The 24,138-nt window shown below is 62.7% G+C and carries 26 protein-coding genes; 12 read left to right on the top strand and 14 right to left on the bottom strand.

The annotated features are described in order from the left end of the window. The first annotated feature begins 132 nt into the window (after nucleotides 1-132). A complete protein-coding gene (locus tag AACH73_RS16540; RefSeq protein ID WP_338735911.1) occupies nucleotides 133-2,097 on the top strand; it encodes an EAL domain-containing protein in 1,965 nt (654 codons plus the stop codon). A gap of 72 nt (nucleotides 2,098-2,169) precedes the next feature. On the opposite strand, the gene AACH73_RS16535 is transcribed toward AACH73_RS16540, so the two are convergent. Beyond that, nucleotides 2,170-2,331 (bottom strand): DUF6496 domain-containing protein, encoded by a 162-nt coding sequence (locus tag AACH73_RS16535; protein WP_272741815.1) that lies wholly within the window; start codon nucleotides 2,329-2,331, stop codon nucleotides 2,170-2,172. Between the two features lie 54 nt (nucleotides 2,332-2,385). Next, nucleotides 2,386-3,630, bottom strand: coding sequence for an SGNH/GDSL hydrolase family protein (locus AACH73_RS16530; RefSeq protein WP_338735910.1), 1,245 nt, complete (start codon nucleotides 3,628-3,630; stop codon nucleotides 2,386-2,388). A 507-nt stretch (nucleotides 3,631-4,137) separates the two neighbouring features. On the opposite strand from AACH73_RS16530, the gene AACH73_RS16525 reads away from it, so the two are divergent. Next, entirely contained in the window at nucleotides 4,138-4,638 is a 501-nt protein-coding gene (locus AACH73_RS16525) for a hypothetical protein (RefSeq protein WP_338735909.1), read from the top strand. Nucleotides 4,639-5,173: 535 nt separating this feature from the next. Here the strand turns inward: AACH73_RS16525 and AACH73_RS16520 are convergent. After that, entirely contained in the window at nucleotides 5,174-5,584 is a 411-nt protein-coding gene (locus AACH73_RS16520; protein ID WP_272741818.1) for a hypothetical protein, read from the bottom strand. Nucleotides 5,585-5,592: 8 nt separating this feature from the next. Then, on the bottom strand, nucleotides 5,593-7,185 hold the full coding sequence (locus AACH73_RS16515; RefSeq protein ID WP_272741819.1) for a UbiD family decarboxylase: 1,593 nt from the start codon (nucleotides 7,183-7,185) through the stop codon (nucleotides 5,593-5,595). Between the two features lie 377 nt (nucleotides 7,186-7,562). Here AACH73_RS16515 and AACH73_RS16510 point away from each other — a divergent pair, with 377 nt between their 5' ends. After that, complete coding sequence (locus AACH73_RS16510) at nucleotides 7,563-8,423, top strand: NAD-dependent epimerase/dehydratase family protein (RefSeq protein WP_272741820.1); 861 nt, start codon at nucleotides 7,563-7,565, stop codon at nucleotides 8,421-8,423. On the opposite strand, the gene AACH73_RS16505 is transcribed toward AACH73_RS16510, so the two are convergent. Then, a complete protein-coding gene (locus AACH73_RS16505; RefSeq protein ID WP_338735908.1) occupies nucleotides 8,392-8,715 on the bottom strand; it encodes a low molecular weight protein tyrosine phosphatase family protein in 324 nt (107 codons plus the stop codon). The genes AACH73_RS16510 and AACH73_RS16505 overlap by 32 nt on opposite strands. Nucleotides 8,716-8,721: 6 nt before the next feature. Further along, the gene (locus AACH73_RS16500) at nucleotides 8,722-9,915 is read right to left on the bottom strand and encodes a TIGR03862 family flavoprotein (protein WP_272741822.1); all 1,194 of its coding nucleotides are present in this window, start codon (nucleotides 9,913-9,915) and stop codon (nucleotides 8,722-8,724) included. A 236-nt stretch (nucleotides 9,916-10,151) separates the two neighbouring features. Between AACH73_RS16500 and AACH73_RS16495 the strand changes: the two genes are divergently transcribed. The 3 genes from AACH73_RS16495 (at nucleotide 10,152) to AACH73_RS16485 (ending at nucleotide 11,227) form a co-directional block, all read left to right on the top strand. Beyond that, nucleotides 10,152-10,358 (top strand): DUF2061 domain-containing protein, encoded by a 207-nt coding sequence (locus AACH73_RS16495; RefSeq protein WP_338735907.1) that lies wholly within the window; start codon nucleotides 10,152-10,154, stop codon nucleotides 10,356-10,358. Nucleotides 10,359-10,467: 109 nt separating this feature from the next. Next, nucleotides 10,468-10,605 (top strand): entericidin A/B family lipoprotein, encoded by a 138-nt coding sequence (locus AACH73_RS16490; RefSeq protein ID WP_272741824.1) that lies wholly within the window; start codon nucleotides 10,468-10,470, stop codon nucleotides 10,603-10,605. Between the two features lie 52 nt (nucleotides 10,606-10,657). Beyond that, nucleotides 10,658-11,227 (top strand): hypothetical protein, encoded by a 570-nt coding sequence (locus tag AACH73_RS16485; RefSeq protein ID WP_338735906.1) that lies wholly within the window; start codon nucleotides 10,658-10,660, stop codon nucleotides 11,225-11,227. Between the two features lie 322 nt (nucleotides 11,228-11,549). Here AACH73_RS16485 and AACH73_RS16480 read toward each other — a convergent pair whose 3' ends face one another. Next, on the bottom strand, nucleotides 11,550-12,104 hold the full coding sequence (locus AACH73_RS16480) for an NADPH-dependent FMN reductase (RefSeq protein ID WP_272741826.1): 555 nt from the start codon (nucleotides 12,102-12,104) through the stop codon (nucleotides 11,550-11,552). A gap of 137 nt (nucleotides 12,105-12,241) precedes the next feature. On the opposite strand from AACH73_RS16480, the gene AACH73_RS16475 reads away from it, so the two are divergent. Continuing rightward, on the top strand, nucleotides 12,242-12,901 hold the full coding sequence (locus AACH73_RS16475) for a cation transporter (protein WP_338735905.1): 660 nt from the start codon (nucleotides 12,242-12,244) through the stop codon (nucleotides 12,899-12,901). 166 nt (nucleotides 12,902-13,067) lie between these two features. Here the strand turns inward: AACH73_RS16475 and AACH73_RS16470 are convergent, their stop codons facing one another. Next, nucleotides 13,068-13,631, bottom strand: coding sequence for a uracil-DNA glycosylase family protein (locus AACH73_RS16470; RefSeq protein WP_272741828.1), 564 nt, complete (start codon nucleotides 13,629-13,631; stop codon nucleotides 13,068-13,070). Beyond that, nucleotides 13,628-14,197, bottom strand: a complete 570-nt coding sequence (locus tag AACH73_RS16465) for an SOS response-associated peptidase (RefSeq protein ID WP_338735904.1) — start codon at nucleotides 14,195-14,197, stop codon at nucleotides 13,628-13,630. The genes AACH73_RS16470 and AACH73_RS16465 overlap by 4 nt, the downstream gene beginning before the upstream one ends. 73 nt (nucleotides 14,198-14,270) lie before the next feature. Between AACH73_RS16465 and AACH73_RS16460 the strand changes: the two genes are divergently transcribed. Continuing rightward, a complete protein-coding gene (locus AACH73_RS16460) occupies nucleotides 14,271-15,038 on the top strand; it encodes a pseudouridine synthase (RefSeq protein WP_338735903.1) in 768 nt (255 codons plus the stop codon). A gap of 43 nt (nucleotides 15,039-15,081) precedes the next feature. On the opposite strand, the gene AACH73_RS16455 is transcribed toward AACH73_RS16460, so the two are convergent. Further along, nucleotides 15,082-15,651 carry a DNA-3-methyladenine glycosylase I gene (locus tag AACH73_RS16455; protein WP_338735902.1) on the bottom strand — a complete coding sequence of 190 codons (570 nt, stop codon included), beginning with the start codon at nucleotides 15,649-15,651 and terminating at the stop codon, nucleotides 15,082-15,084. Nucleotides 15,652-16,278: 627 nt separating this feature from the next. Between AACH73_RS16455 and AACH73_RS16450 the strand changes: the two genes are divergently transcribed. After that, nucleotides 16,279-16,731 carry a hypothetical protein gene (locus AACH73_RS16450; RefSeq protein WP_272741832.1) on the top strand — a complete coding sequence of 151 codons (453 nt, stop codon included), beginning with the start codon at nucleotides 16,279-16,281 and terminating at the stop codon, nucleotides 16,729-16,731. Between the two features lie 231 nt (nucleotides 16,732-16,962). Further along, entirely contained in the window at nucleotides 16,963-17,295 is a 333-nt protein-coding gene (locus AACH73_RS16445; RefSeq protein ID WP_338735900.1) for a hypothetical protein, read from the top strand. Between the two features lie 166 nt (nucleotides 17,296-17,461). Here the strand turns inward: AACH73_RS16445 and AACH73_RS16440 are convergent, their stop codons facing one another. The 3 genes from AACH73_RS16440 to AACH73_RS16430 all read right to left on the bottom strand — a co-directional run bounded on the left by AACH73_RS16440 (nucleotide 17,462) and on the right by AACH73_RS16430 (nucleotide 21,388). Further along, the gene (locus AACH73_RS16440) at nucleotides 17,462-19,885 is read right to left on the bottom strand and encodes a TonB-dependent receptor (protein ID WP_272741834.1); all 2,424 of its coding nucleotides are present in this window, start codon (nucleotides 19,883-19,885) and stop codon (nucleotides 17,462-17,464) included. After that, the gene (locus tag AACH73_RS16435) at nucleotides 19,830-20,789 is read right to left on the bottom strand and encodes a FecR domain-containing protein (RefSeq protein WP_338735899.1); all 960 of its coding nucleotides are present in this window, start codon (nucleotides 20,787-20,789) and stop codon (nucleotides 19,830-19,832) included. The genes AACH73_RS16440 and AACH73_RS16435 overlap by 56 nt, the downstream gene beginning before the upstream one ends. Nucleotides 20,790-20,863: 74 nt before the next feature. Then, nucleotides 20,864-21,388, bottom strand: a complete 525-nt coding sequence (locus tag AACH73_RS16430) for an RNA polymerase sigma factor (RefSeq protein WP_272741836.1) — start codon at nucleotides 21,386-21,388, stop codon at nucleotides 20,864-20,866. Nucleotides 21,389-21,682: 294 nt separating this feature from the next. Between AACH73_RS16430 and AACH73_RS16425 the strand changes: the two genes are divergently transcribed. Both AACH73_RS16425 and AACH73_RS16420 read left to right on the top strand, forming a co-directional pair. After that, the gene (locus AACH73_RS16425; protein ID WP_338735898.1) at nucleotides 21,683-22,693 is read left to right on the top strand and encodes a glycosyltransferase; all 1,011 of its coding nucleotides are present in this window, start codon (nucleotides 21,683-21,685) and stop codon (nucleotides 22,691-22,693) included. Next, a complete protein-coding gene (locus AACH73_RS16420; protein WP_272741838.1) occupies nucleotides 22,690-23,577 on the top strand; it encodes a hypothetical protein in 888 nt (295 codons plus the stop codon). The genes AACH73_RS16425 and AACH73_RS16420 overlap by 4 nt, the downstream gene beginning before the upstream one ends. On the opposite strand, the gene AACH73_RS16415 is transcribed toward AACH73_RS16420, so the two are convergent. Beyond that, nucleotides 23,552-24,100, bottom strand: coding sequence for a mismatch-specific DNA-glycosylase (locus AACH73_RS16415; protein WP_272741839.1), 549 nt, complete (start codon nucleotides 24,098-24,100; stop codon nucleotides 23,552-23,554). The two genes, AACH73_RS16420 and AACH73_RS16415, sit on opposite strands and share 26 nt — an antisense overlap. Between the last annotated feature and the right edge of the window lie 38 nt (nucleotides 24,101-24,138).

Raw genomic sequence — 24,138 nt, 5'->3', positions numbered from 1 at the left:
AGACCTGAGCACTATAACCTTGTTTTACAGGATTATTTCCTGACGATTAGTATAATCTTTAGGGCGATCCTCTAGGCTTAGCCCCCAGATACGCAGACTGTGGTGGGCTGCGTGATATCTCGCAGGGGTTTTATGCTGATACGGACCGAGCGCACCGCAGAATGGCGTCGGTATTTCCACCGGTTGTTCCGTTGTATGCGGGCGGACTATCGTCGGGGCGAAGTCGATCCGGCGGAATTGAAGCGGCAAAGAGCGATTGCCCTGCGCCCCATTGTGCGCGGCCTGTGCGGCGTGGTCGGCAGCTATTACATCATCATCTTCATCTCGCACTTCTTCTACGAGACGGGGATGGATCTTCCGATCATGGCCAGTCTGGCCGGGCTCACCTCGCTGGCGAGCTGGGTCTTTTTCTTCTGGACGCGAGGGACTGAAAACACGCATCGGCTGGAAATCAGCGGTCTGGTTGTCAATCTGCTGATGTATATCAATGTGGTGGCCTATCAGAGCCTGCATTTCGAGCCGCCCAAGCTGGTCTATTTCGTTCTGCTGACTCTGGTCTATGCCACCTCGGCGGTGTCGCTGCGGGTCGTGCTGCCGTCCTCGCTGGTGGCCATTGTCACCATGTTCTTTATGGCCCATCACGCGGGCTATCCGGTGCTGAAACAGCACGTGTGGGTCGGCATTGCCGGTATTGTGACCGCCTTCGGCATGGCGGGCATCATGCGGACCACCATCTTCCGCGCCGTCCATGCGCGCGTTCTGGCCGACAAGCACCGCCATGAAGCGCAGGTTCTGGCCCATTATGACGCGCTGACGGGCCTGCCCAACCGGCGCAGCTTTTTTACCGAGCTGGATGTGGCCCTGATCGGGGCGACGCGCGGGCACGCTTTCGATCTGGCTTTGATCGATCTGGACGGCTTCAAGCCGGTTAACGACCTCTATGGCCACAGCGTCGGCGATGCCCTGCTCATTGAGGTCGGCAAGCGTCTGCGGGCGGTGGTGGGCGACGGCGGTGTCGTGGCGCGGCTGGGCGGTGATGAATTTTCGCTGATCCTCAACAGGCAAAGGAGCGACGACGCGTTGCGGCGCTTCGGCGAAGACCTGTGTGACGCCTTGCGTGAAACCTATCTGCTGGGCGGCGGGGTCTGCGCCAATATCTCGGGCTCGGTCGGTTTCGTTCATTCCGAGCCGGCGGCCCAGTGGAGCGCCTCGCAAATGCTGGAACGCGCCGACTACGCCCTCTACTATGCCAAACAGAACCTGCGTGGCGCGCCGGTCATCTTCGACCGCCGCCACGAAAGCGAGATGCAGGATTTCGGCGCCGTGGATCAGACCCTGCGCTCCTCCGATCTGGAAAGCGAGCTTTACATCGTCTTTCAGCCGCAGATCGACCTGCGGGCGCAGCGCACCGTCAGCTTCGAGGCGCTGGCGCGCTGGCAGTCGGAAAAGCTCGGGCCTGTGAGACCGGATATCTTCATCCGCGCCGCCGAACGGTCCGGTCTGATCAGCGACATCACCCTGATCCTGTTGCGCAAGGCGCTGGTGGCGGTGCGTGACTGGCCTGCGGATATGCGCGTCTCCTTCAACCTCTCGGCGCGCGATCTGCGCTCTTTGCCCGCCATCCGGCGCATCTGCGACACGGTCAGGCTGTCCGGTATTGATGCGCAGCGTATCGAGTTCGAGATTACGGAAACCGCCATGCTGAGCGACCTCGATCAGGCGCTGGAGGCACTGGCCCTGCTCAAGGGCATGGGCAGCCGTATCGCGCTCGATGACTTCGGATCGGGTTATTCCAGCTTCGGCTATATCCACCGTCTGCCGGCCGATAAGATCAAGATCGACCGCAGTTTCGTGACCCAGCTTCTGCGCCATGAATCGACGGTGAAGATCGTCAAGACCCTGATCGACCTGTGCGGAAACCTGTCGCTTGATCACGTCATCGAAGGCGTGGAAACGGCGGCGGAGCTGCGTCGTCTGGAAGAGATCGGGGCGCGTTATATTCAGGGCTATTACTTCGCCGAACCGATGCGGGCTGAGGCCATCAGGGCCTATCTGACCGCGGAGTCGTGGCGTGAAGGGCTGAAGCAGACGGGTTAGGGCTTAGAGCGGGCGGATTTCAGGTGAAGCGTCATCCCGCTCAACATTTGTATCTTGCCGCGAACTTCGAGACTAATCGTCCTTTTTCGAGGCCCCGGCCTCGCTGAGGGCGATGGCAATGGCCTGATCGCGGGTTTTGACCGTTTCACCGCTGGAACTTTTGAGGTCGCCGTCCTTGAATTCGTGCATGACCTTGTCGATTTTGCGCTTCTGAGCCGGGGTTTGCCTGGGCATGGCCGTCCTCCTGTGGGGAGCGCGGACTGTGGGCCTGCCCGCATCAGGAAGCGATCAGGCCTTACGCACCCATTTAAAAGTATTGAGCGGGATCGACTGCGCCGTCTTCGCCGCCCCCGCATCATTGGGGTGTAGATTGTCGGCCATGCCCAGCCCCGGCAAAAGCCAGCCGCGACGCGCTGGGTCTTCCAGCGCCTTGTCGAAATCAAACAGGCCGTCAAAGACATCGGTGCGGCGCAGCCAGGCATTGAGCGCCACGCGCCGCGTCTCCTTCTCGTCGTTGTAATAGTCTTTGAAGGTCGTGCCCTTGAACGGGGTCAGCGTCGCCGCATAGGTGCGGATGCCGTGCGCCTGCGCGCGGGCGGCGATCTGGCTGAGGCCCATCTTCAGGTCGTCCAGCGGGGCGTAACCGGGGCTGTCCGGGCCGCCCGCGTGGCCGAGGTCGTTAATGCCGATCAGCAGCACCACAGCGGCGACATTGGGCTGCGCTAGCACGTCGCGGTCAAAGCGCGCCAGAGCGCCGGTGCCGAAACGCGCCCAGGTGCCATGATTGAGCAGGCGATTGCCGCTGATGCCGGCATTGACGACGCTTAAGGGTATGCGGGCGGCGCGAAGGCGCTGGCTCAGCAGGTCGGGCCAGGTCCGGCCCTGATCCGGCGTTATGCCGTATCCGTCGGTGATCGAGTCGCCAAAGGCCACCAGCGCCTGCGTGTTGGGGGTGGCGACCTCGACGCCCGACACCCACGGGAAGGCATTGCCGATGCCGATATCGGGCTTGGTGGTGGGCAGTTCGGGGGCTGCGGTCTGTGGCCCGCTGGCGACGTAAAGGGCGCTGCGCTGGAGTTCGTGCAGGGTGGTCAGGGGGGCGGGGCCCGTGACGTACAGGCTGATGGCGAGGTCGCTGTGGGCCGCCACCGTCAGGGGGATCGGGTCGCTGAGGACATAGGCGCCCGGCGGGATCGTCACGGACGTCTGGCCGTCAAAGGTCGCGGCGCGGTCGCTGTGCGGGTCGATCCGCGCGCCGGACAGGCGGCGGGCCACGCGCAGGACGTCGATGCGCAGGGGCGTGTCGCCATAGGCGTTCGACAGGCGGATACGCACGGCGCTGCCGCCCGCGCTGAGGCGCACGATCTGACGCAGGGTGATGTCCTGAGCCTGCGCCTTGTTGCCCGATGGCTCAGGCGCGGCGTACCACGACGGTGTCCAATGCATCGTCGGGCGGGCCAGCGCCGGAAGGGCCAGCCCGGCCCCGGCGGCGCTCAGCCCCGACATCAACGCGCGGCGGTTCAGAATGGACATGGCGACTCCCCTGATGGCTTTTTTGGCTTTGGGCCTGCATCTAACGCGATTTTGCGCCTGAGGGAAACAGGGTTTGGCTTGGCCACGGATAGACACGGATGGCCGCGCAGATGCGCGGCCTCACGGATATTCATTGTGCGCCTGAGAGGTTCGGCGCGCGGATCATCTGTGTCAGGCGGGCTTTGCCCGCCGCATCTGTGTCATCTGTGGAGACTCTTTTTCCGATGTGCGTGTGGAGGTGTCTAACTCGCCCTCTTCGGGCGAAGCCCTTTGTTTTTTAACCACGGATGCACACGGATGGCCGCGCAGATGCGCGGCCTCACGGATATTCATTGCCCGCCTGAGAGGCACAGAGCGCAGAGCATCCGTGTTCGGCGGGCGAAGCCCGCCATCCGTGTCTATCCGTGGCAAAAATCTATCCCCGCTGAGACATGCACAATTTCAATCACTTAAGCGCGTTTTCTCACAATCTGTCCCCGCCGCGTGAACCTCTGTCATGCTGAGCCCATGACACAGATCGCCGCTCACATCCCCGCCGCCCACACCGCCGCCTATGACCGCCTGATTCGCCTTGCGGATCAGATTCTGACCGCGCTCGAAACCGCACCGCGTCCGACCACGGCTATCGAGATTGGCCGAACGGCCCGCGCCATCATGGCCGTCGAGCGGATGTTGCGGGGGATATACACCCCGTTGCTGAAGGCGAAACCGAAGCCGATCAATGAAGCAACAGCCGAGACGCCCGCTGCATCTCGCCGCCTTCGCGCCGATCCACCCGCTCCGGTGCGCCCTGACGGGCTTACAGGGGAGGAGACAGGCCGCCCCGTGACGGTAGGGGAGAAAGCCCCTGAACCGTCAGAGGCGGCAAAGTCACAAGCAACGCCCGCCGCTTCTTCGCACGGCGAGTGGTCAAAGGGCTGGGCCGACAAACAGTCTCAGATGCGCGAACAACGCGCCGCCCGGATTGGCAAATGGCCCGACGGTACGCCGTATAAGAAGTCCGGCTAACTCTCCTCCCTGCGGCCTTGCCGTCGGGACCGGGTCGCCGACGTGGGTGGACGCGAACGCAATGAGCGGAAAAAGGGGGGAAACTCGAATAGGGGCCTACACTGGCCTTAACGGGGCATACCTCCAAAGTACCACGTATGTGATGACCAACGGTGCAATCCCCCTCCGTCTCCTCGTTTCACTCGGATCCACCTCCCCATCGCTAACGCGACAGGGAGGAGAGCGGTTTATCCGCGATCCACCCAGATATTGAATCTGCCTGAGGCTGAGATATAAAAGACCCGTTCAGCAGGGGGCGGGGATGCAGAAGAAAAACAGAAGTTGGCTTGTTCTGGTTTTGGCGGTGATCGCTTTTATCATTGCCTTCTTTGTGCTGGTGAAAGTCAGTGTCCATATAGAACTCCCGACATCCGCACAGGACGCCAGATAAGCCTTTTCACAGGATATTGCCCACTCTCGGCACGGGTAGCAGAGGCGTTTCCAGATCGACAGGCTTAACCAGTCAATGACGATGAGGCGATGGGGGTCGCTAATTTCACACCTGAAAACGCCAAATCTGCCTGATCCCGCGTGCAGTCAGAAACAGATAAAGCGGGTAGGCGACAAACACATAACAGTCGATAATGACTTGTCCGACCGACTGCACGAGCGACCATTTCCCATTAAACGGGAGTACAAACAACAGGCTCAGCAGACCCAATCCGACCAGTTTTGCATTTGCAGCAAGCCAAAGCTCATTCTGGGGCAACGGCTTTTTCGTCCACAGCAGAAGTGTAGAGTCGATCAGAAGCAGCACAGAGGTCGGAAAGAAATACGCCGCATAAAGAATCTCTGGATAGCTTTCCGTCGGAGCCCCTGAGAGCCGCCAGGCGAGATCGGTAAAGGCAAAAATACCGTTGCCGATCACCGCCGTGATGCTGAACAGAAGCAGCCATACCCCCCACATAACCCCTCCTATTTCCAGATCGGCTTACCTGTCCCGGGCAGGCCCATGGCGGTCCATTTTTCGCTGACGCGGTCGATGACGTCCTGTTCCATATAGAGTTTTTCGCCCCATTCGCGGTGGGTTTCCGGCTCCCACTTGTTGGTGGCATCCAGCCCGATCTTTGACCCCAGACCGCTTTCGGGCGAGGCGAAGTCGAGATAGTCGATCGGCGTGTTTTCAATGACCGTGATGTCGCGCGCCGGGTCCATGCGCGTCGAAATCGCCCACATCACGTCCTTCCAGTCGCGGCAGTTGATGTCATCATCCACCACGATCAGCCACTTGGTGTACATGAATTGGCGCAGATACGACCACGCGCCCATCATCACGCGCTTGGCGTGGCCCGGATAGGCCTTCTTCATCGAGATGACGGCGATGCGATAGGAACACCCTTCGGGCGGTAGCCAGAAATCGACAATTTCCGGAAACTGCTGACGGATCAGCGGGATAAACACCTCATTCAAGGCTTCGCCCAGCACGGACGGCTCGTCGGGTGGGCGGCCTGTGAAGGTTGAGAGATAGATGGGCTGCTTGCGCCGCGTGATGGCCGACACCTGAAACACCGGGAATTTTTCGACCGAATTGTAATAGCCGGTGTGGTCGCCATAGGGGCCTTCGTCGGCATAGTCATCGAGCAGCACGTGCCCTTCGAGGACGATTTCGGCTTCGGCGGGCACCATCAAAGGCACGGTTTTGGCGGGCACCAGCTCGGCCTTGGCCCCGCGCAACAGGCCTGCAAACTGATACTCGCTGAGCGTATCCGGCACCGGCGTCACGGCGGCCAGAATGGTGCCCGGATCGGCCCCCAGCACCACGCAGGCGGGCAGGGGCCCTGTCTTTTTGGCCTTTTTCCAGCGGGCATGATGCTGCGCGCCGCCGCGGTGCGCCAGCCAGCGCATGATGGCGCGGTCCTTGCCCAGAACCTGCATCCGATAAATACCAAGGTTGAAATCGTCTTCGCGCGCTTCGGACGGCCCCTTGGTGACCACAAGGCCCCAGGTGATCAGCGGTGCCGGCTCACCGGGCCAGCAGCCCTGCACCGGCAGGCGCGTCAGGTCGATGTCATCACCCGTCTGCACCACCTCCTGCACCGGGGCTTTGGAGACGGTCTTCGGGCGCATCCCCATGACGGTCTTGGCCAGCGGCAACATGCTGAGCGCGTCCTTAAAGCCGCGCGGCGGTTCGGGTTGCCGCAGGAAGGCCAGAAGCTCACCCACTTCGCGCAGGTCCTGCGGATTGGTGCGATCTTTCCCTTCATTTTTGTTAGGTCGCGCGACCTCATCCGAAAACCGCTCAACACTTTTCGGGTCGCGCTCAAGGGTCACGCCCATGGCCACGCGCTTCACCGTGCCGAACAGGTTGACCAACACCGGCATGTCGGACTTTGAGCCATCGGGCATGATGACGTTTTCGAACAGCACAGCCGGGCCTTTTTCGGCCAGCAGGCGGGTCTGGATCTCGGTCATTTCGAGGTGGGTGGAGACGGGCTCCGTCACCCGTACCAGCTCGCCTTCGCGTTCGAGCTTGGCTATGAAATCTCGCAGGGATTTGTAGGCGCTCATGACCGGGACTCTTCTTGGAAATATGGCTGCGAGACATAGGCCGATGGCGCGACGCCTGCAAGGGCGTTCCGTCCGGAGTTTGCGTGATCTCTCCTCCCTGCGCGTCAGCGTGGGGAGGTGGATTTTGCCGAAGGCAAAAGACGGAGGGGGACGACTCTGAAGGCGGGTGTGGCACGGGTTTTAGCCGTGCACCCTCTCAAGAGGCAGGGGATTGGTCCTCCGTAGAGTCGCCCCCCTCCGTCAGCTTCGCTGACACGTCCCTATCGCTACGCGACAGGGGGGGAGGGTAGGGTCTGCTGCACTTGCGTGAGGAAAAAGGGCGTGCCACAGCTTTTATACCTCCCCGGTAAAGCTGGGGAGGTATGACAGGAAGCCGTATGAGCAAGATATTAGTGATCGGTGCGACAAGCCTTGTGGGGCAGAGGCTGCGCGACATCGTGCCGCAGGCCGCATTCACCACGCGCAAGCCGAAACAGCCGAACGACCTGTTTCTCGACCTGATGCACCCGCAGGCCTTTGAGGGCGAGGGTTTTGCGCATGTGATTGTCACCTCGCCCCTCTGGCTGATCAGCGAGGCCGTCCTGGAGGCGTTATGGGCGCAGGGGATGAAGCGGATCGTCGCCTTTTCCTCGACCTCGCGCTTTTCGAAGACCTATTCGCCGCAGCCCGAGGAACGCCGCGTCGTCGAACTTTTGAGCGAGGCCGAGGCGCGTATCGAAGCCTTTTGTGCCACGCACGATGTGGACTGGACGATCCTGCGGCCGACTCTGATCTATGATGAAGGGCGCGATCAGAACGTCAGCCGTATCGCGGCGACCATCGACCGGCTGGGGGTCTTTCCGGTGTGCGGGCGGGCGTCGGGCCTGCGGCAGCCGGTCCATGCCCGTGATCTGGCGCAGGCGGCTTTGGGCGTGCTTTCAACCGATGCCACGGCCAACCGCGCCTATGACCTGTCGGGCGGCGAGACGCTCAGCTATCGCGAGATGGTGGCGCGGATATTTGCGTCTAAGGGCCGCCCGGCGCGCATCCTCAGCCTGCCGGAGTGGGCGTGGCGATTGGGGTTCGGGGTGCTGGGCGTTCTGCGGCCCGGTTCCGCGTTGAAAGGCAATGTGCATATGGCCTTGCGTATGAATACCGATCTGGTCTTCGACCACACAGCGGCCAGGCGCGATTTCGGTTATGATCCAGGGATTTTCAAGCCGGAGTTCACCGCAGGTGCGGACCCACGCGGGTCTTGAGCAAGGTGATAAGTTCCGGGTCCATATAGGCGTACTCATCCGGAATGTTGAGGCAAATGACCTTGGCCTTGCCTATGTGCTTTTTGAATCTTTGGCTCAACTTGTTACGATGCGCTTTTTCCATGACGAAGATGGTGTCCACACCTTCGAGATGCTCAGGCGTCAATGGCTCAGCGGCGTCATTGCCAAGTCCCGCTGATGACACTTCGAGATTGGGGTACTGCGAAAATACCTGTTCAGCCGTAGGACTGCGCAGTTTATTGGCCGTACAAAGGAACAGGATGCGTTGCATGGGGTTTCAAATACGCAAGATCGCCTCCGCCGTCCACACCGCCTGACTGAAGCACGCCTGAAGCAGGTAGCCGCCGGTCGGGGCCTCCCAGTCGAGCATTTCGCCGATGGCGTACACACCGGGCAGGGCCTTCAGTTCGTAATCCGCCGTCAGAGCGTCAAAGCGGATGCCGCCGGCGCTCGATATGGCGCGCGCCAGCCCCTGCGCCCCGGTCAGAGTCAGGGGCAAGGCCTTAATCAGGGCTGGGGTGACCGGCTGATCGCCTTCGCGCAGTACGGCGATCTGCGCCGGCGTCAGGTTCAGAGTCTTGCGTAAGCGATTGCTCAGACTGTCGTTTTTGGCCCCGCGCGACAGGCGGTTCTGGATCTGCGCCTCCGACCATTCGGGCTTGAGGTCTAACGACGCCACCGCTGCGCCCTTGCGTTCGATGGCGTCGCGCAGGGCGGCGGCAAAGGTGTAGATCAGCCCGCCTTCGACCCCGTCGCGGGTCAGCATCAGCTCGCCCTTGCGCGTGCGGCCGTCAAAGGTCAGGGCGACGTTTTTCAGCGGCTCTCCGGCGATTTTGTCGCGGAGCAGGGCGCTCCAGCCGACGCGAAAGCCCATATTGGCCGGGCGCAACGGCGCGACGGGTACACCCTTGTCGCTGAGCAACCGCGTCCAGCCGCCGTCTGAGCCCAGCCGCGGCCAACTGGCCCCGCCCAGCGCCAGCACGGTCACATCGGCTGCGACGCGCACGGTTTGGCCCTGATGCTCGAAGGTCAGGGCTGATCCGTCCCAGCCCGTCCATGTGTGGCGCAGATGAAAGCGCACCCCCATGCCAGAATTTGGCGTCTCCAGTCGCGTCAGCCACTGGCGCAGCAGGGGCGAGGCCTTCAACGCCTTGGGGAAGACCCGCCCGCTGGTCCCGACAAAGGTGTCGGCCGAAAGCCCGTCGGCCCAGTCGCGCAAGGCCTTGGGCGGAAAGGCTTCGATGGCGGGTTTGAGCGCCGCCGCCTGCACGCCATAGCGCCCGATAAAGGCCGCCAGAGGCTCGGAATGGGTGAGGTTCAGTCCGCCGCGCCCGGCCATCAGGAACTTGCGCGCCACCGACGGCATACGGTCATAGATATCGACCCGCAGGCCCGCGGCGCTCAGGCGTTCGGCCAGCATCAGCCCGGCGGGGCCGGCACCGATCACGGCGATGGAAGGGGAGGTAGTCATACGGCTGTTTAGGCCTATGCTTCGCCTTAAGGCAAGCCGCCGTTTGAGTCTTGGGTTTGATGGACGGACGGAAAGTCCACCCCACCCCCGTTTGCTTCGCTCACGGTCCCCCTCCCCGCCAGCAGGGAGGTATAGATTTATCTTACTTAAAACTCAAAGAGGATCAATTTCCCTCTTATGAGGCGCGCGCCTATGATGGCACCACACACCGGAGATCGCTCCGCAGGAGACCCGCCATGCGTCTGATTGCCAAAACCCTGTCCTACGGGACCATTCACGTTCTGGTCGCTTCGACCGTTGCCTTTATCCTGACCGGCAACTGGGCGATCGCGTTCGGAATCGGCCTGCTGGAGCCGGTGGTGCAGACCCTAGTCTTCCCGCTGCATGAATATCTGTGGGAGCGCAAGGCACCGGAAAAGCTGAGCCTGTTCCACAGTCATTGATGACTTCTTTATTTTGCCCTTATCTTCCGGCATGACTCTCTCATTGCCAGCGGCAGCCGTTTCGGATTAAGCGTTTTGCATCTATCCTGTTTTCCAGAAGGATTGCCCCATGAAGCGCCCTATGAAGAGTCTTGTCATCCTCTCGCTGATCGCCATCCTGCCGGCCCTCTCGGCCTGCAACACCATCAAGGGCGTCGGCCGCGATATCGAATCGGTCGGCGACGCGCTCGACAAATCGACGCGCTAGGCAGGGCAGGTAGGTCTGGCGTCTGTCGCCTGAAACCGCTATCAGGGCAGATATGACCGACACGGCTTCCGAACGCTATACCCAGCACGGGCTGCGGCCTCTGGTGAATTTTCTCCAGCAGGCGCGCACGCATTACCTTGAGCAATATCGCTCATTTATAGAAAATCACCGCATGGCGGGCAATGCCGGCGAGCCTGAGGTGTTGCTCGAAGCCGAAGACGCTGCCCTGTTCGACGGTCTTCTGGTAGCCGACTATCTGATCACCGACGCTGACCCGCGCGTCGTGCGCTTTGAGCCGTCGCGGATGCTGAGCTTCAAGCCGATTACCGTGACGATCAACGGCATGGATATTGTCATTGAGCGCCTGCGTTGGGACGATGTGGTGGTGTCAAGCGATGTCGCCCTGCCGTCAAAGGCCGATCTTCAGGTGTGGTTCGAAGATTGGACCACGCCGCGCGAAGGCGAGGACGAACACCGCGAGGCGCTGGCCAATGTGCTGCACAGCTTCCGTTTCGAAGACGGGCGGTTTCGCATCGACTTCGGTTCGGCCCCACCCAAGGCGGTCATCGACCTTTTCTTGCTGCTGAACGAATCCGGCGCAAAGTCGGTGCGGCTGGTTTAAAACTATTGGCCACGAAACGTAGTTCGGCGAAGCCAAAAACACGAATGTGAGCCTGTGGCACGGGGCTGCGCCCGACGTATCAAGGGCTGTGTTTTGTCACGTGAGATTTTTTAGAAACCACAGATTACGCAGATTTCACAGATTATCCGTGTCTGCGTCACGCAGGGGCGCGCAGCGCCAATCTGTGTAATCTGTGGTTCAAAGCCTTTCGGCGCGCCTTGCCCCTCACTCGTGCAAGTTGCGCTGATGGCAAGGGGCCCTTCGGGCCATGGCAGTGGGACAGCCTTTTCGTGCTTTTCGGGTTTTTGGTGGTCGAAATCCCTTACTTCTTACGTACCTCGATCTCATCGACCAGACGTTTGACCTGAGCTTCGATAAAGCTCAGCGTGCCTTCGTCGGTAAACACGCCGTCGGTGGTCTTCTTGTCGATAAAGGGTACGACCACCTCGGCGCCGCCCAGCGGATGTGCACCAATGGCCGCCAGCGTCCCGCGAATCTGCGCCTGCGCCCGCACGCCGCCGGTCGAGGCCGGTGAGGTGGTTATAATCAGGGCTGGCTTACCCGCCAGCGCCGCCTTGCCATAGGGGCGCGACAGCCAGTCGAGCAGGTTCTTTGTCGATCCCGGCATGGCGTAATTATATTCCGGGCTACCGACCAGAACGCCGTCCGCCGCCTGAACCTGCGCCCGCAGACGCGCCACGCCTTCCGGATAGGGCTCGACGTCAAGGTCCTGATTATAGACGGGAATATCGGCGACTTCGGCCACCTCGATTTCAACACCGGCCGGGGCGTTGGCCGCCAGTGTGCGCAGCAGGGCCGTCGTGTAGGACGCTTTACGCAGCGAACCGGAAAGGGCGATAAGCTTCGGGCTGGACATGGCGGTACCTCGCGTGATCTGTAATGACTTTGGCTACACATAGGCCGGGCCTGACGGGGCTGCAACCCTGATCAGGATAATAGCTTGCACCCGGCAGATGAAAAGGCGCAAGCTGTTTGCCTGCTGAACGAGGTTCTATGTCCACGCATTCCCATCATCACGATCACAGCTCTCACGATCACGGGCACGATCCTCACGGCCACAGCCACGACATAGGCCCGGCGACCGATCCCGCCTATCGCCGCGCCCTGTGGTGGGTCATGGCCATCAATGCCGCAATGTTCTTCGTCGAAATCGGTGCCGGCCTGCAAAGCCAGTCGAAATCCCTGCTGGCCGATTCCCTCGACTTTGCCGGGGATGCGGCCAATATCGCGCTCAGCCTGTTTGTACTGACGGCGGCGGTCAGGGTGCGGGCCAGGACCTCGCTGCTCAAGGCGGCCAGTATGTTTGTCTTCGCCTTGTGGATTATGGGCACGACCCTGTGGCAGGTCTATACGGGCGATGTGCCGCGCGCCGAGGTGATGGGCCTGATCAGTCTTCTGGCGGTTGCGGCCAATGTCGGCTCGGCGCTTTTGCTGTGGAAGTACCGCGAAGGCGATTCCAACATGATGTCGGTGTGGCTGTGTACGCGCAACGACGCCATCGGCAATCTGATGGTGCTGGGGGCGGCGGTCGGGGTGTATTTCACGCAGAATACGCTACCGGATGCCATTGTGGCCCTGATTATGGTGGCGATGGGCCTTCAGGCCGCGACGCGTATCACGGAACAGGCGTGGGCCGAATTGAAGGGGCAATAATCCCTCCTCCCTGTTGCGCAGCCATGGGGAGGTGCCGAGCAAGCGAAGCGTGTCGAGGCGGAGGGGGATGACTCCAGGCTTTTTAGCGCGGCCGGGGCTTTAGAGTCATCCCCCTCCGGCGCTGCGCGCCACCTCCCCACGGCAAAGCCGCAGGGAGGAGAGGAGATTAAAGGCCCAGACCTCGCAAACGCGCGCGCAGTTGCGGCACGATTTCAGCATCGAACCACGGATGACGGCTCAGCCACAGGCGGTTACGCGGCGAAGGGTGCACCAGCGGGAAAAACGCGCCGTACTGATCGGCCTGTTGCACGCGTTCGGTCAGGCCGAGGCTATCATTGAGATAATAGCCCTGCGCATAGGCCCCGATCAGCAGGGTCAGTTGTATGTTCGGCAGGGTCTGCCGCACCCGGGCGTGCCACAGGGGAGCGCATTCCGGGCGCGGGGGATTGTCGCCGCTCTTTCCCCGACCCGGATAGCACAGGCCCATCGGCAGGATGGCGAAGCGGCTCTGGTCATAGAAGGACTCCGGTGTCACCTGCATCCAGTCGCGCAGGCGCTGACCCGAGGCATCGTCCCACGGAATGCCCGAGGCGTGGACCTTGGTGCCCGGTGCCTGACCGACGATCAGCACGCACGCGGCGGGGTCTGCGGCGCGGAGCACCGGCCGAGGCCAGAAAGGCAGGTTCGCTTCGCATACCCGGCAGGCGGCGATGTCGTCGAGCAGGCTCAAAACAGCGTGTCCTGCACCGGGGCCGCGTCATCATCGACAATATCGAACAGGTCATCGGGCGGCAGGGCCGGATCGAAGACACTGTTATCGAGCCAGCCCTGCCATTGCCGACGCCCGACCATCACCGGTTCGCGGTCGTGCAAGGCGGCCATCTGCGTGCGCGCCGGGCGGGTCAGTATGGTGAAGGTGTCGCCTTCCCACAGCCCGGCCAGCACCAGCGGTTCGCCATCGCGGCGCGTGATGCGGTGGCGGCGACCTTGATGCCATTCGTAGAAACCCGCCACCGGCACCAGGGCGTGACGCCGGGCAAAGACGTCGCGGAAGGTCGGCTTTTCCGCCGCGGTTTCGATACGCGCATTGAAGGTCGAGGCTTTCGGCGTCGCCTTCGCCCAGCCGGGGATCAACCCCCAGCGCGCGTGCGTCATCCGTGGCCCGGCGGTGACGATAGGGTAGGCGTCGGTGGGTTTGACCACATCGTTGAGTACCTCAGCCACAGCCTCATCGGTCATGCCGAGGCTGATCAGAAAGTCGCGCCACGCTTTCAGGGCCAGGAATTGTCCGCACATGGGATCAGTATAGGGGGCCGCACGCCCAAAACAAGACTCGCGCCATCCTTCGTTTTTCGTTAGGGAGGGCGGCATGTCTGCACCCTTTACCCGCATCTATGACGGCGCTGAGCCGATCCGCCTCAATAAATGGCTGGCGCAATCGGGCGTCTGTTCGCGCCGCGAAGCCGACGCCTTTATCGCCGACGGGCTGGTCAGCGTCGAGGGTGAGGTGGTGCGCGATGCGGGGCGCAAGGTCGAGGCGGGACAGAGCGTCAGCTTCAATCCGCACGCGCAGGCATCGCTCGATGCCAAGCTGACGGTCGTCTATCACAAGCCGGTGGGTATTGTGTCGGGGCAGCCCGAAGCCGGCGAGACTCCGGCGGTGCGCATGATCCGCCGCCCGAACCACTGGGGGCAGCTCACCCAATGGCCCGATCAGGATTCGAAGCTGGCGCCGGTCGGGCGGCTGGATAAGGACTCGCGCGGGCTGTTGATCCTGTCGGAGGACGGCGTCCTGGCCAAGGCGATTATCGGACCGGACAGCGAGCTGGAGAAGGACTATACCGTCCGGGTGCGCGGGCCCATTTTTGAGGCCAAGCTGAAATGGCTGCGGCACGGGCTGGAGCTGGACGGGCGCAAGCTGAAACCCGCCGTGGTCGAGCAGGTAGGGGAACAGACCCTGCGCTTTATCCTGAAGGAAGGCCGCAACCGTCAGATCCGCCGCATGTGCGACATGTGCGAACTTAGGGTTCTCGACCTCTACCGCTCGCGCATCGGTCCGGTGGAGATCGGCGACCTGCCCGAAGGCCAGTGGCGGCTGCTGACGCCGCAGGAGCGGGCGGCCTTGCTGCGCCTTTAATGGGTGCAGGGGCCAAGCCCCTGCCCGCCGGAGGCTCTTTTGGTTACTTCGCCGCCCGGAAGCAGCTTGCCACGTGGTCATCGACCAGACCGACCGCCTGCATATAGGCGTAGAGTATGGTGGAGCCGACAAAGCTCATGCCGCGCTTTTTGAGGTCTTTCGACAGAGCGTCGGACACGGGCGTTGAGGCGGGCACGTCGCGCAGGGTCTGCGGGCGGTTGCGCTGCGGCTGACCCCCGACAAAGCCCCACAGATAGGCGTCAAAACTGCCCAACTCTTTTTGAATGGCCAGGAAGGCGAGGGCGTTTTTACGCACCGACGCGATCTTGAGGCGGTTGCGGATAATGCCGTCGTCGTGCATCCGCGCCTCAAGCTCGGCGTCGCTCAGGGCGGCGCAGGCGGCGATGTGGAAGCCTTTGAAGGCGGCACGGTAGGCGTCGCGGCGTTTGAGGATGGTTTCCCAGTTGAGCCCGGCCTGTGCGCCTTCAAGGATCAGCATTTCGAACAGCAGGCGGTCGTCGTGGACCGACACGCCCCATTCGTGGTCGTGGTAGTGTACATAGTGCGGCTTGCTTTCGTTGACCCAGCCGCAGCGCGTCCGTCCGTCGCTCATTTTGTCTGCTCCTGAGCGCATGCCAAAACGTGTGAAACGGTTTTTGGGCTCATGCGCGACCAAACACAAGATCAGCGCAGGTTTAGCCCATTTGGCGCGTATTAATGTCAGCATAAGCGCGAGGCGACCTGCGAATCCGTAAAACTTTTGCCGACGATGTGGATTTTGAGTCACGCGCGCCATTTCCGGTCCTTACGCAGGCCTGACAAAATGATCCGCTGAGCTTATCGACCGCTTATCCGGATCACACGGTGTGTCGCGGAATGGCCGCATTGCGGCGATTAAGGATTTTGCGCTTTTTACCGCTACCGCAAGGGCTTAGACGCGGCGGCCCGCCAGCGGCGGCGCGGCTGCGGCGGAAATGCGGCCCTGCCTTCCGCATTGCGGCCAAAGCGTGTTTTACCCGCAGATGACGCGTACAGGGGCCGGTTCCCGATGGTTTACTTACCCCCCGGTCCGTAGCCTGAAACTCAGCCGGGGCGCTGTTGAGCCACACAGCTTGAACGCCCAGCACGCAGGCTTTCCCTTTCAAGGGGGAGACACCGGCTGGTCTTTCTGTTCGCACCGGATGCGCGGATGGAAAGCGCCACGGACACACATTCAACTGGAACCGAAAGGAACCCCACCATGACCCGTTTTAACCTGACCACCAAGATCGCCGCCTTCGCCATTGCCGGTGCCGCCCTGTCCATGACTCCGGCCCTGGCGCAAACGGCCCCTTCGACCGACGCTACGGCCACGGCCGAAGCCCCGGCGGCCTCCACCACCCTGACCGGCAAGATCGCCGCTGCGGGCGAAAAGGCCGGCACCTTCACCCTGAAGGTCGGTGAGGCCCCGGCGGCCAAGGAAATCGCCGTTGACGCCTCGGCCGCTACGTCTGACGGCCAACCCTTCGCCATCGGCGATGAAGTGACCGTCACCGGTACCCTGAGCGCCGACCAGATGGCCCTGAAGGCGTCTTCGCTCGCCAAGTCGGGCGCTGCGGCGACCTCGGCCCCGGCGGACTCTTCGGGCGCGCAGTCTTCGCCGTCCACGGAGCCGGCTCCGGCCACTGAACCGGCTCAGCAGCCCGCTCAGTAAGTCGGCTGACCTGAGCTAAAGGCCTCAACCGGTGCCCGCCGACGGGCATCGGTCAGCCCCGCCGCCCCTCCGGGGCACTGAGGGCCACTCAGCGAAAACCCCGTCCGGCCACCCCTCCGGATGGGGTTTTTTATATCGCCAGAGAGGGGGGTTTTTATCATCGCAGGCCCGTCTCCGGATCGCTTTCTTATCGGGGTGCGGACAGAATTAATGTCAATAAAACAGGAGGATATGATGAACGACCTTATCACCAACGGCCCCTTAAGCGACTGGAACGAGCATGATGCCTTCTGGCAACGCGACTTTGCCAACCGGCCCTATGGAGCGGAAGAGAGCTATGGTCAGTTTCGCCCGGCCTATCGCTTTGGCTACGACCTTTACGGCGAACACGAAGGTACGGCCTTCAACGACCTCAGCGACGAGCAGTTGCGCCATCGCTGGGACACCTATCCGGAGCGCGGCGATCTGAGCTGGGATCGCGCGCGTGATGCGGCCCGCGACGCCTATGCCCGCCGCGACATTGATCCCGCACCGCGTCTGGAAGCGGTGATCGACAAGGACTGAGGCAAACGCCCCGCCCCTGATCCGGCCGTCCTGCCTTGCAGGGCGGCCTTTGAGCGCTTTCCGAAAAGTGGGATGCACTTTTCGGATAAAAAGCGCAGTAAACCAAAAACTTAGAGCGTTGTTTCGATTCAGAATGAACGAAATACGCTCTAATGTTTGGAGAGGTTCAGAAGCGGCGATTGACCGACAGCCAGTAGGTACGCGGGCGCAGGGGCGTATTTTGCGAGGCGGTGTCGAGGGCGAACGGGTTGCCATAGGCGAAGCTGTTGCTCTTGTTGCCCGTGGCATTGGTCACGCGCAGGGCCAGCGTATAGGCCCCCAGATCGGCGGTGCTCCCCAGATCGAGATTGACATAGCCCTTCATGCGGATGATGCGGCTGATGCCGTAGTTGAGGGGCGAGCCGTCGCGGTATGACAGGACGGCGGTGTTCTCCAGCGGCAGGGTGAACAGCGGCGTGCGCCACTGGGCGCTCAGACTGGCCATGCGACGTGAAATATAGGGCATCCCCTCTTCGCGCACCTTGGCATAGATGGGATTGGTCTTATGCAGGTTGGGATCGCTGAACTGCGCCCGCAGTTGCAGCGTCAGGTCGTCTATGGGTCGCCACCCGCCTTCGATTTCGAGGCCGGTATTACGCCCATCGCCGATATTCAGCGTCACCGGCAGGCCGGTGGGGCGCAACTGATCGGACTGGATATCGCGCCATTCGATATGGAAAAGGGCGGCGTCCACCCGCAGACGGCCATCCGGCGCGCGGTATTTCAGACCGGTCTCAAGGCTGGACAGACGGTCCCCCTTATAGGTGCCGGGGACGATGCTCTTCTGAGCCGTGGTGGTGTTGAAGCCGCCGGTGCGGAACCCGTCAGACGACAGGGCATAGAGCATCAGCGAGGCGGAGGGCTGATAGCTGAGCATCAGTTCGTGCGTCACCGGATTGGCATTGATGACGCCAGTGATGCGCCCGCTGGTGGCATAGTCCACAAGGCGCACCCGCGCGATATCGCTGAGGGTGCGGTGACGCGACCTTTGCGCCCGCAGACCCGCCGACAAGGTCCACTTCGGCGTCAGGTCCCAGGTGATCTTGGCGAAGGCGGCGGCATCGTCGATACGGTCGGAGCGATCCTCGTCATAGAGGGTGCGCCGGGTATAGACGTCGATCAGCAGCGGGGTAAAACTTTCTTCGCTTCGGGCCGCAAACACCCCGGCCAGCCAACGGACCGGACGGTCGGACGGCGAGACGTAACTGGCTTCGAGGCTGGACAGACGGATGATCTGATCCTCCTCGAAGAAGAAAACGCCGGAATTGGCCACGGAGACGTAGCGCCCGACGGGCTGTGCATCATACCCGGTGTGAATCTTGTGACGTAACCGGTTGAGCGATACCCGCCACGTCCCGGACGCGCTTTCGTGCGTCACCCCCATCGCCAGGTTCTGGAAAATATTGTCGTGCGGCTCGGCCAGAGACAGGGCGCGGCGATAGGAGCCTGTGCGCCCCATGACGTACTGACTGTTGGACGAGCGCAGGTCCTGCATGGTCACGGTCGAATCGAAGCTCAGGCCCGGCGTGGCCTGCCACTTGACGGACAGACGTCCGCCCGAACGTTCGGTGTCGTTGCTGGCGTTGCGCGTAAGGGCCACATCCTTGATGAATCCGGCGGATTTTTCATCCCACAGGACGGCGCGTACCGCCGCTTCGCCCGGCAGGGGCAGGTTGATCATGCCGGTGGTGCGCCACGACGGCTTGCCCTCGGAGGCCGTACCGAGGGCGACGCCCGCTTCGCCTTCGAAATGATCGAGCAGCGGTTTGTTGGTGACCAGCCGCACGACGCCCGACAGGGCCCCCTGACCGTACAGATTGCCCTGCGGTCCTTTCAGGACTTCGAGGCGCGCCATATCGACCAGCAGAAGGTCGGGGTCGGGCGCATTATAGGTGATGGGCGTATCGTCCAGATAAAGCCCGACCATCGACTGGGTGCGGCCGGTCAGCACGCTGTCGGAAACCCCGCGCAGGAAGATCTTGTCGCGCCCGGGCCCCAGATTGGTGACGGTCATGCCCGCGACGTGGGGGGCCAGGCTCGACAGATCGGTATCATTGCCCGACAGCATGGGCGGCGCGACGACGCTGACCCCGGCCGGCGTGTCGAACAGGCGCGTCGGGTGACGCACGATGATCAGCGGGATGTCGTCATCGGACGGCGGCGCGACGGCGCGGGGCGCAGGCGGTGCGGCGGGACGGGCGACGACCGCGAGGGGCTGCGTATCGCGGACCAGCCGATAGGTGACGGCATCGACGCGCTCGACGCGGCATTGGCTGCCGGACAGGAGCTTTTGCAGGGCCTGCTGTGCCGACAGATGGCCTTTGACGGCACGCGGGGTGGCGGCGCACAGGGCCGGATCGACGCCGCCCACGGAAATGCCGCTGCGGGCAGCCAGCGCGATCAGGGACTGGGTCAGGGGACGGGCGGGAAGGTCGAGCGCGTGGCGACGATCGGCCGCCTGAGCGGCAGAGACGCTGAATACCGCAGCGCAAACGCTAGCGGTCAGAAGCCCTTTGGCGCAGATAGATGGCTTCGGGCGTCGTGCGGGCATCGACCGGTAAGAACTCAGCTATACGCCCGGCAACCGCAGACTGCGAATCGAGGGTCAGGATGGCATTCAGCCTCAACTGCGCGGCGTCGCCTTCGACGATGATCGGCTTATCGAAATACCGGTTCAGGTCGGCGGCCACGACGGACAGCGGCTGATTGCGATAGATAGCACGGGATGATTGCCACGCAAAGGCCTCCGACGGGTCGGCCTTGGCCAGGTGCCGGGTGCCCGACGCTTCGCGGTAAGTGCCCATATCACCGGGTCGCAGGCGCGTTGCCGCGCGACCATCGGCCATCTCAACTTCGCCCTCACGCACGGCCACGCGCACCTCGCCATTGAGGCGTGCGACATTGAATTCGGTGCCGATGTCGGTCAGGGTCAGGTCGCCGGTGCGCAGGCGGAAGGGCTGATTGGCCTTGTGCGCCACGGTCACCGCCACTTCGCCACGGTCGAGGGTGACGGTGCGCGCCGAGGCGGTCATCTTTACCGACAGGTGGGTGTCGGTATTGAGCATCAGTTGCGTGCCGTCGGCCAGGGTGACGGACTGGCGTTGTCCCTTCTGCGTGGCATAGACCTCGGTCGGCGACAGGGTGCCGGAGGCCAGAAGGAAGACGCCCGCCACGACGGCAGCCAGTCCGCTGGCGCCCATGGCCATCAGGCCGAAACGGCGCGTCGGCTGACGCACGGGCAGGGGGCGAACAATGGGGGTTTCGCTGGATGCGGGCGCATCGGCGTCCAGCGCGTTCCACAGGGCCAGAGCCTCGGCATAGGCGCGGGCATGGCGCGGTGAAGTGTCGAGCCAGTCGATCAGAGCGACGATCTCGGCTTCGCCGATCGTCTCCGACTGTGCCCGGATGGCCCAGTCGGCGGCTTCGGCTTCGATTTTCGCGTCGATGTCCGACATGGTTATTGGCCTCTCTGACCTGATGACACCCTGATACGCTGTTACCCGTAAAATTTCCTTCGCACCGCGGTAAATTAATTCAGCCGCCGACTTCGGTTGAGCGCCAGAAGGTGTTTGAGCGCGCTGCTCAGATGTTTTTCGACCGAACTGAGCGAGATGTCGAGGCGGCGGGCTACCTCGGTCTGGCTGAGGCCCTCCAGCTTGTGCAGCCGGAAGATGTCGCGTGTCCGGGGCGGCAGGGCGTCAATGTCCTTCAGGACGGCGCGCAGGGTCTGACGCGCCCCCAGCCTGGCCTCGGCATCGGGTGAGGCGTCGGCTTCGCCCGTCATCTGTGGGTTCAGGCCCTGCCACGCGTCTTCGCGCGCCTCGCGGCGGCTGAGCGCGCGGCGTCGGTTGAGCCACAGATTGTTGGCCATGCGGAACAGAAAGGCCAGAGGTTCCTGAATATCGCCGTCTATGCCGCCGCGCATCAGGCGCAGATAAAGGTCCTGCAGCACGTCCTCGGCGCTCGCTTCGTCGCCGCACAGCCGCGTCAGGTAACGCAGCAGCACGTCGCGTTTGGCGAAATAGGTTTCCGTCAGGCGCGCGGGGTGGGTCATCGGCTCTCTGAGGTTGACGCAGCGTCTTGATATAGGAGCGATTTTCCTTCGCCGACAAGCCTTTCTGCGGGGTGGCACGCAGCAAAGTAAAAAAATTATAAAAATTTTAAGACAGGGCATGAGGGTTGCCCCGATCGACGGTGTCATCTGATCAGGAGGCTCCTCCGGAAGGTGACCGCCAGCTCTGCGGGGGGCAGGCGGAGACCGGGGCCTTCACCTTAAACCTGAGCCGGACGTCGTGAGTCTGCGACGTCCGGATTTTCTTCCGCAATTCCTGCGAGCGGGGCTGTGTCGATGCGTTTGCTGAACATCATGCTGACCAAGGCGAAGGGTGGAGACGGCCTGATGGCGCGTCACTATCACGAAGCCCTGACGGCGGAAGGCTACGACGTGGTGAGCGTCGGCCATCCGGACGGCATGTTGTCCGATCTGCCGGGCTTCCGACCGCTCAATAACCGTTTTATCTCCGACCCGATCTGCGCCCTGCGTCTGGCGGGCTATACGCACAGCTTCCGGCCTGATCTGGTCATTGCCCATGGCAACCGCGCCGGGCGCACCTGTATGCTGCCCTTTATCGGCACACGCCAGCGTACGGTTCAGGTGCTGCACACCCCGTCGTACAAGCCGCACCTGAAAGACGTGTCCGCCGCCCTGTGCGTCAGCGGCCGTGTGCGCGAAGGGGCGCAGTCGCGTTTTCCCGGTCTGCGCCTGTTCGATGTGGCCAACTTCTCGCATCTCCGGGCCCTGCCGGTGAAGCCGAAGGGCAACCCGGTGCCGGTCATCGGGGCCATGGGGCGTTTGCATTCGATCAAGGGGTTCGACCTGCTGCTGGAGGCCTGTGTTGAGCTGCGCGCCGCCGGTCAGCGCTTTGAGCTGCGCATCGCCGGGGACGGCCCTGAGCGCGCCGCGCTCGAAGCCCTGACCCGTCAGTTCCGCCTTGAAAATCACGTGCGCTTCTGCGGCTGGGTCAAGGACCCGCTGAGCTTCCTTAACGGGGTCGATCTGTTCGTTGTGCCGTCTCGTGAGGAATCCTTCGGCCTGGTCGTCATCGAGGCGCTGGCCGCCGGGGTGCCGGTGGTGGCGTCGGACACCGAAGGCCCGCGCGAAGTTCTGTGTGGCGGTCAGTTCGGTGCCCTGTTCCCCCGGGAAAACACCGCAGCCCTGGCGCAGGCGCTCGGTGGCGCGCTCGACAACTGGTCCGACTGGTTGCGCCGGGCGCGCGACGCGCAGACCTATGCCATCGACTCTTTCGGTTTTGACGCCGGTCGCCGCCGTCTGCGCCGCACGGTCGAGGCGTTGGCGTGATCGAACTGTGGCAGGCGGGTTTCGTCCCGCGACCGCTTGAGGACGTGGCCTTTGCTGCGCCGCGTGCCGACGAGGTGGTGTGGTTGCCGCCGCAGGGCGCGTTCCGTTTTGTCGCCGACCCCTTCGGCCTGAGACGCGAAGAGGGGATCACCGTCTTCGCCGAGACCTGGGATTATCGCATTAAGCGCGGCGAAATTCATTATTTTCAATATGATCACGACTACCACCTGATCGCTTCGGGCCCGGCCCTGATCGCGCCGTTTCACCTGTCCTATCCCTTCCTGATCGAAGAGGCGGGTGAACTCTATATGCTGCCCGAAGCGCACAAGAGCGGCGTCCTGACCCTCTATCGCTGCGAGCGCTTTCCCGACCGCTGGGCGCCGGTCAAGACCCTGCTGGACGTCCCGGCCATCGACGCCACCGTCGTCAGGCACGACGGGCGCTGGTGGATGTTCTACGCCCTGCCGGGGGCCGAGCGGCGGGCAATGCGCGAACTGCATGTGGCCTATGCCGACGACCTTCTGGGGCCGTGGCAGCCGCACGCCGCCAACCCGGTGCGCGCCGGGCTTGAAACCTCACGCCCCGGCGGCACGCCCTTTGTCCGCGACGGCAAGCTGCACCTGCCCATGCAAGATTGCGTGGCGACCTATGGCGCGGCGATCAACCTGCTGCGCATCGACACCCTGACGCCGGAACGCTTCTGCGCCGGCCCCGTGGCACGCCTGAACGGGGAGGGCCTGCTGGAAGGCTATGGCGACGGTTTTCATACCCTGTCGGGGCACGGCGGTGTGACCTTTATCGACGTCAAACGCCTGCATCGCTCAGCGGCGGAGCCGTTGATCAAGCTGCAATTCAAGCTCAGGAAGGCTCTGGGGAAGCGGTAACAACCTGCGCCAGGTCGCGCCACGCGCCCTCATCCCAGAAGCGCCGCGCCTGACCCGATGGCGACGGCAGCACCCACAGCGTCGTCTCTCCCGCCGTTTCCACCTGCCGCCCCAGCGCAATCTGACCCGTCGGTCGCCCCAGAAAGACGCTGGCCGCCGTCTTCGAGGTGAAGGCCAGATGCCGCGGCGCATATTCTGTGATCTTGGCCCTTAAGGCCTCGGCGTTCCACGCCTCGGCGGGCAGGTCCACATCATTGCCATAGTGCGCCTTGCACAGGTCCGTCAGCCCGATCCCATGGTCGAGCAGGCGCGGATACTCCGTCGGCGACAGCCGTTCGTGGGTGAGACCCACCTTATGCAGGGTACGCCAGAAAAAATTCCCCGGATGCGCATAATAGGCCCGCTTCTGCGCCGACACCCGCCCCAGCGCTGTGCCGCAAAACACCAGTTTCAGCCCCGGCCGCAACAGGTCCGGCACCTTGTGCGCGTCGGGCAAAAGACCAGCACGGTCCAAAGGCGTCATGGGTTATGCCTGTTTAAGAAAGAGCCTCCGGCGGGCAG

Origin of the sequence: Asticcacaulis sp. DW145 (assembly GCF_037101385.1) — a bacterium.
In the GTDB taxonomy this organism is placed as follows: domain Bacteria; phylum Pseudomonadota; class Alphaproteobacteria; order Caulobacterales; family Caulobacteraceae; genus Asticcacaulis; species Asticcacaulis currens.
The sequence above is the reverse complement of the archived record's forward strand: the minus strand, read 5'-3'. Positions and strand labels throughout refer to the sequence as shown.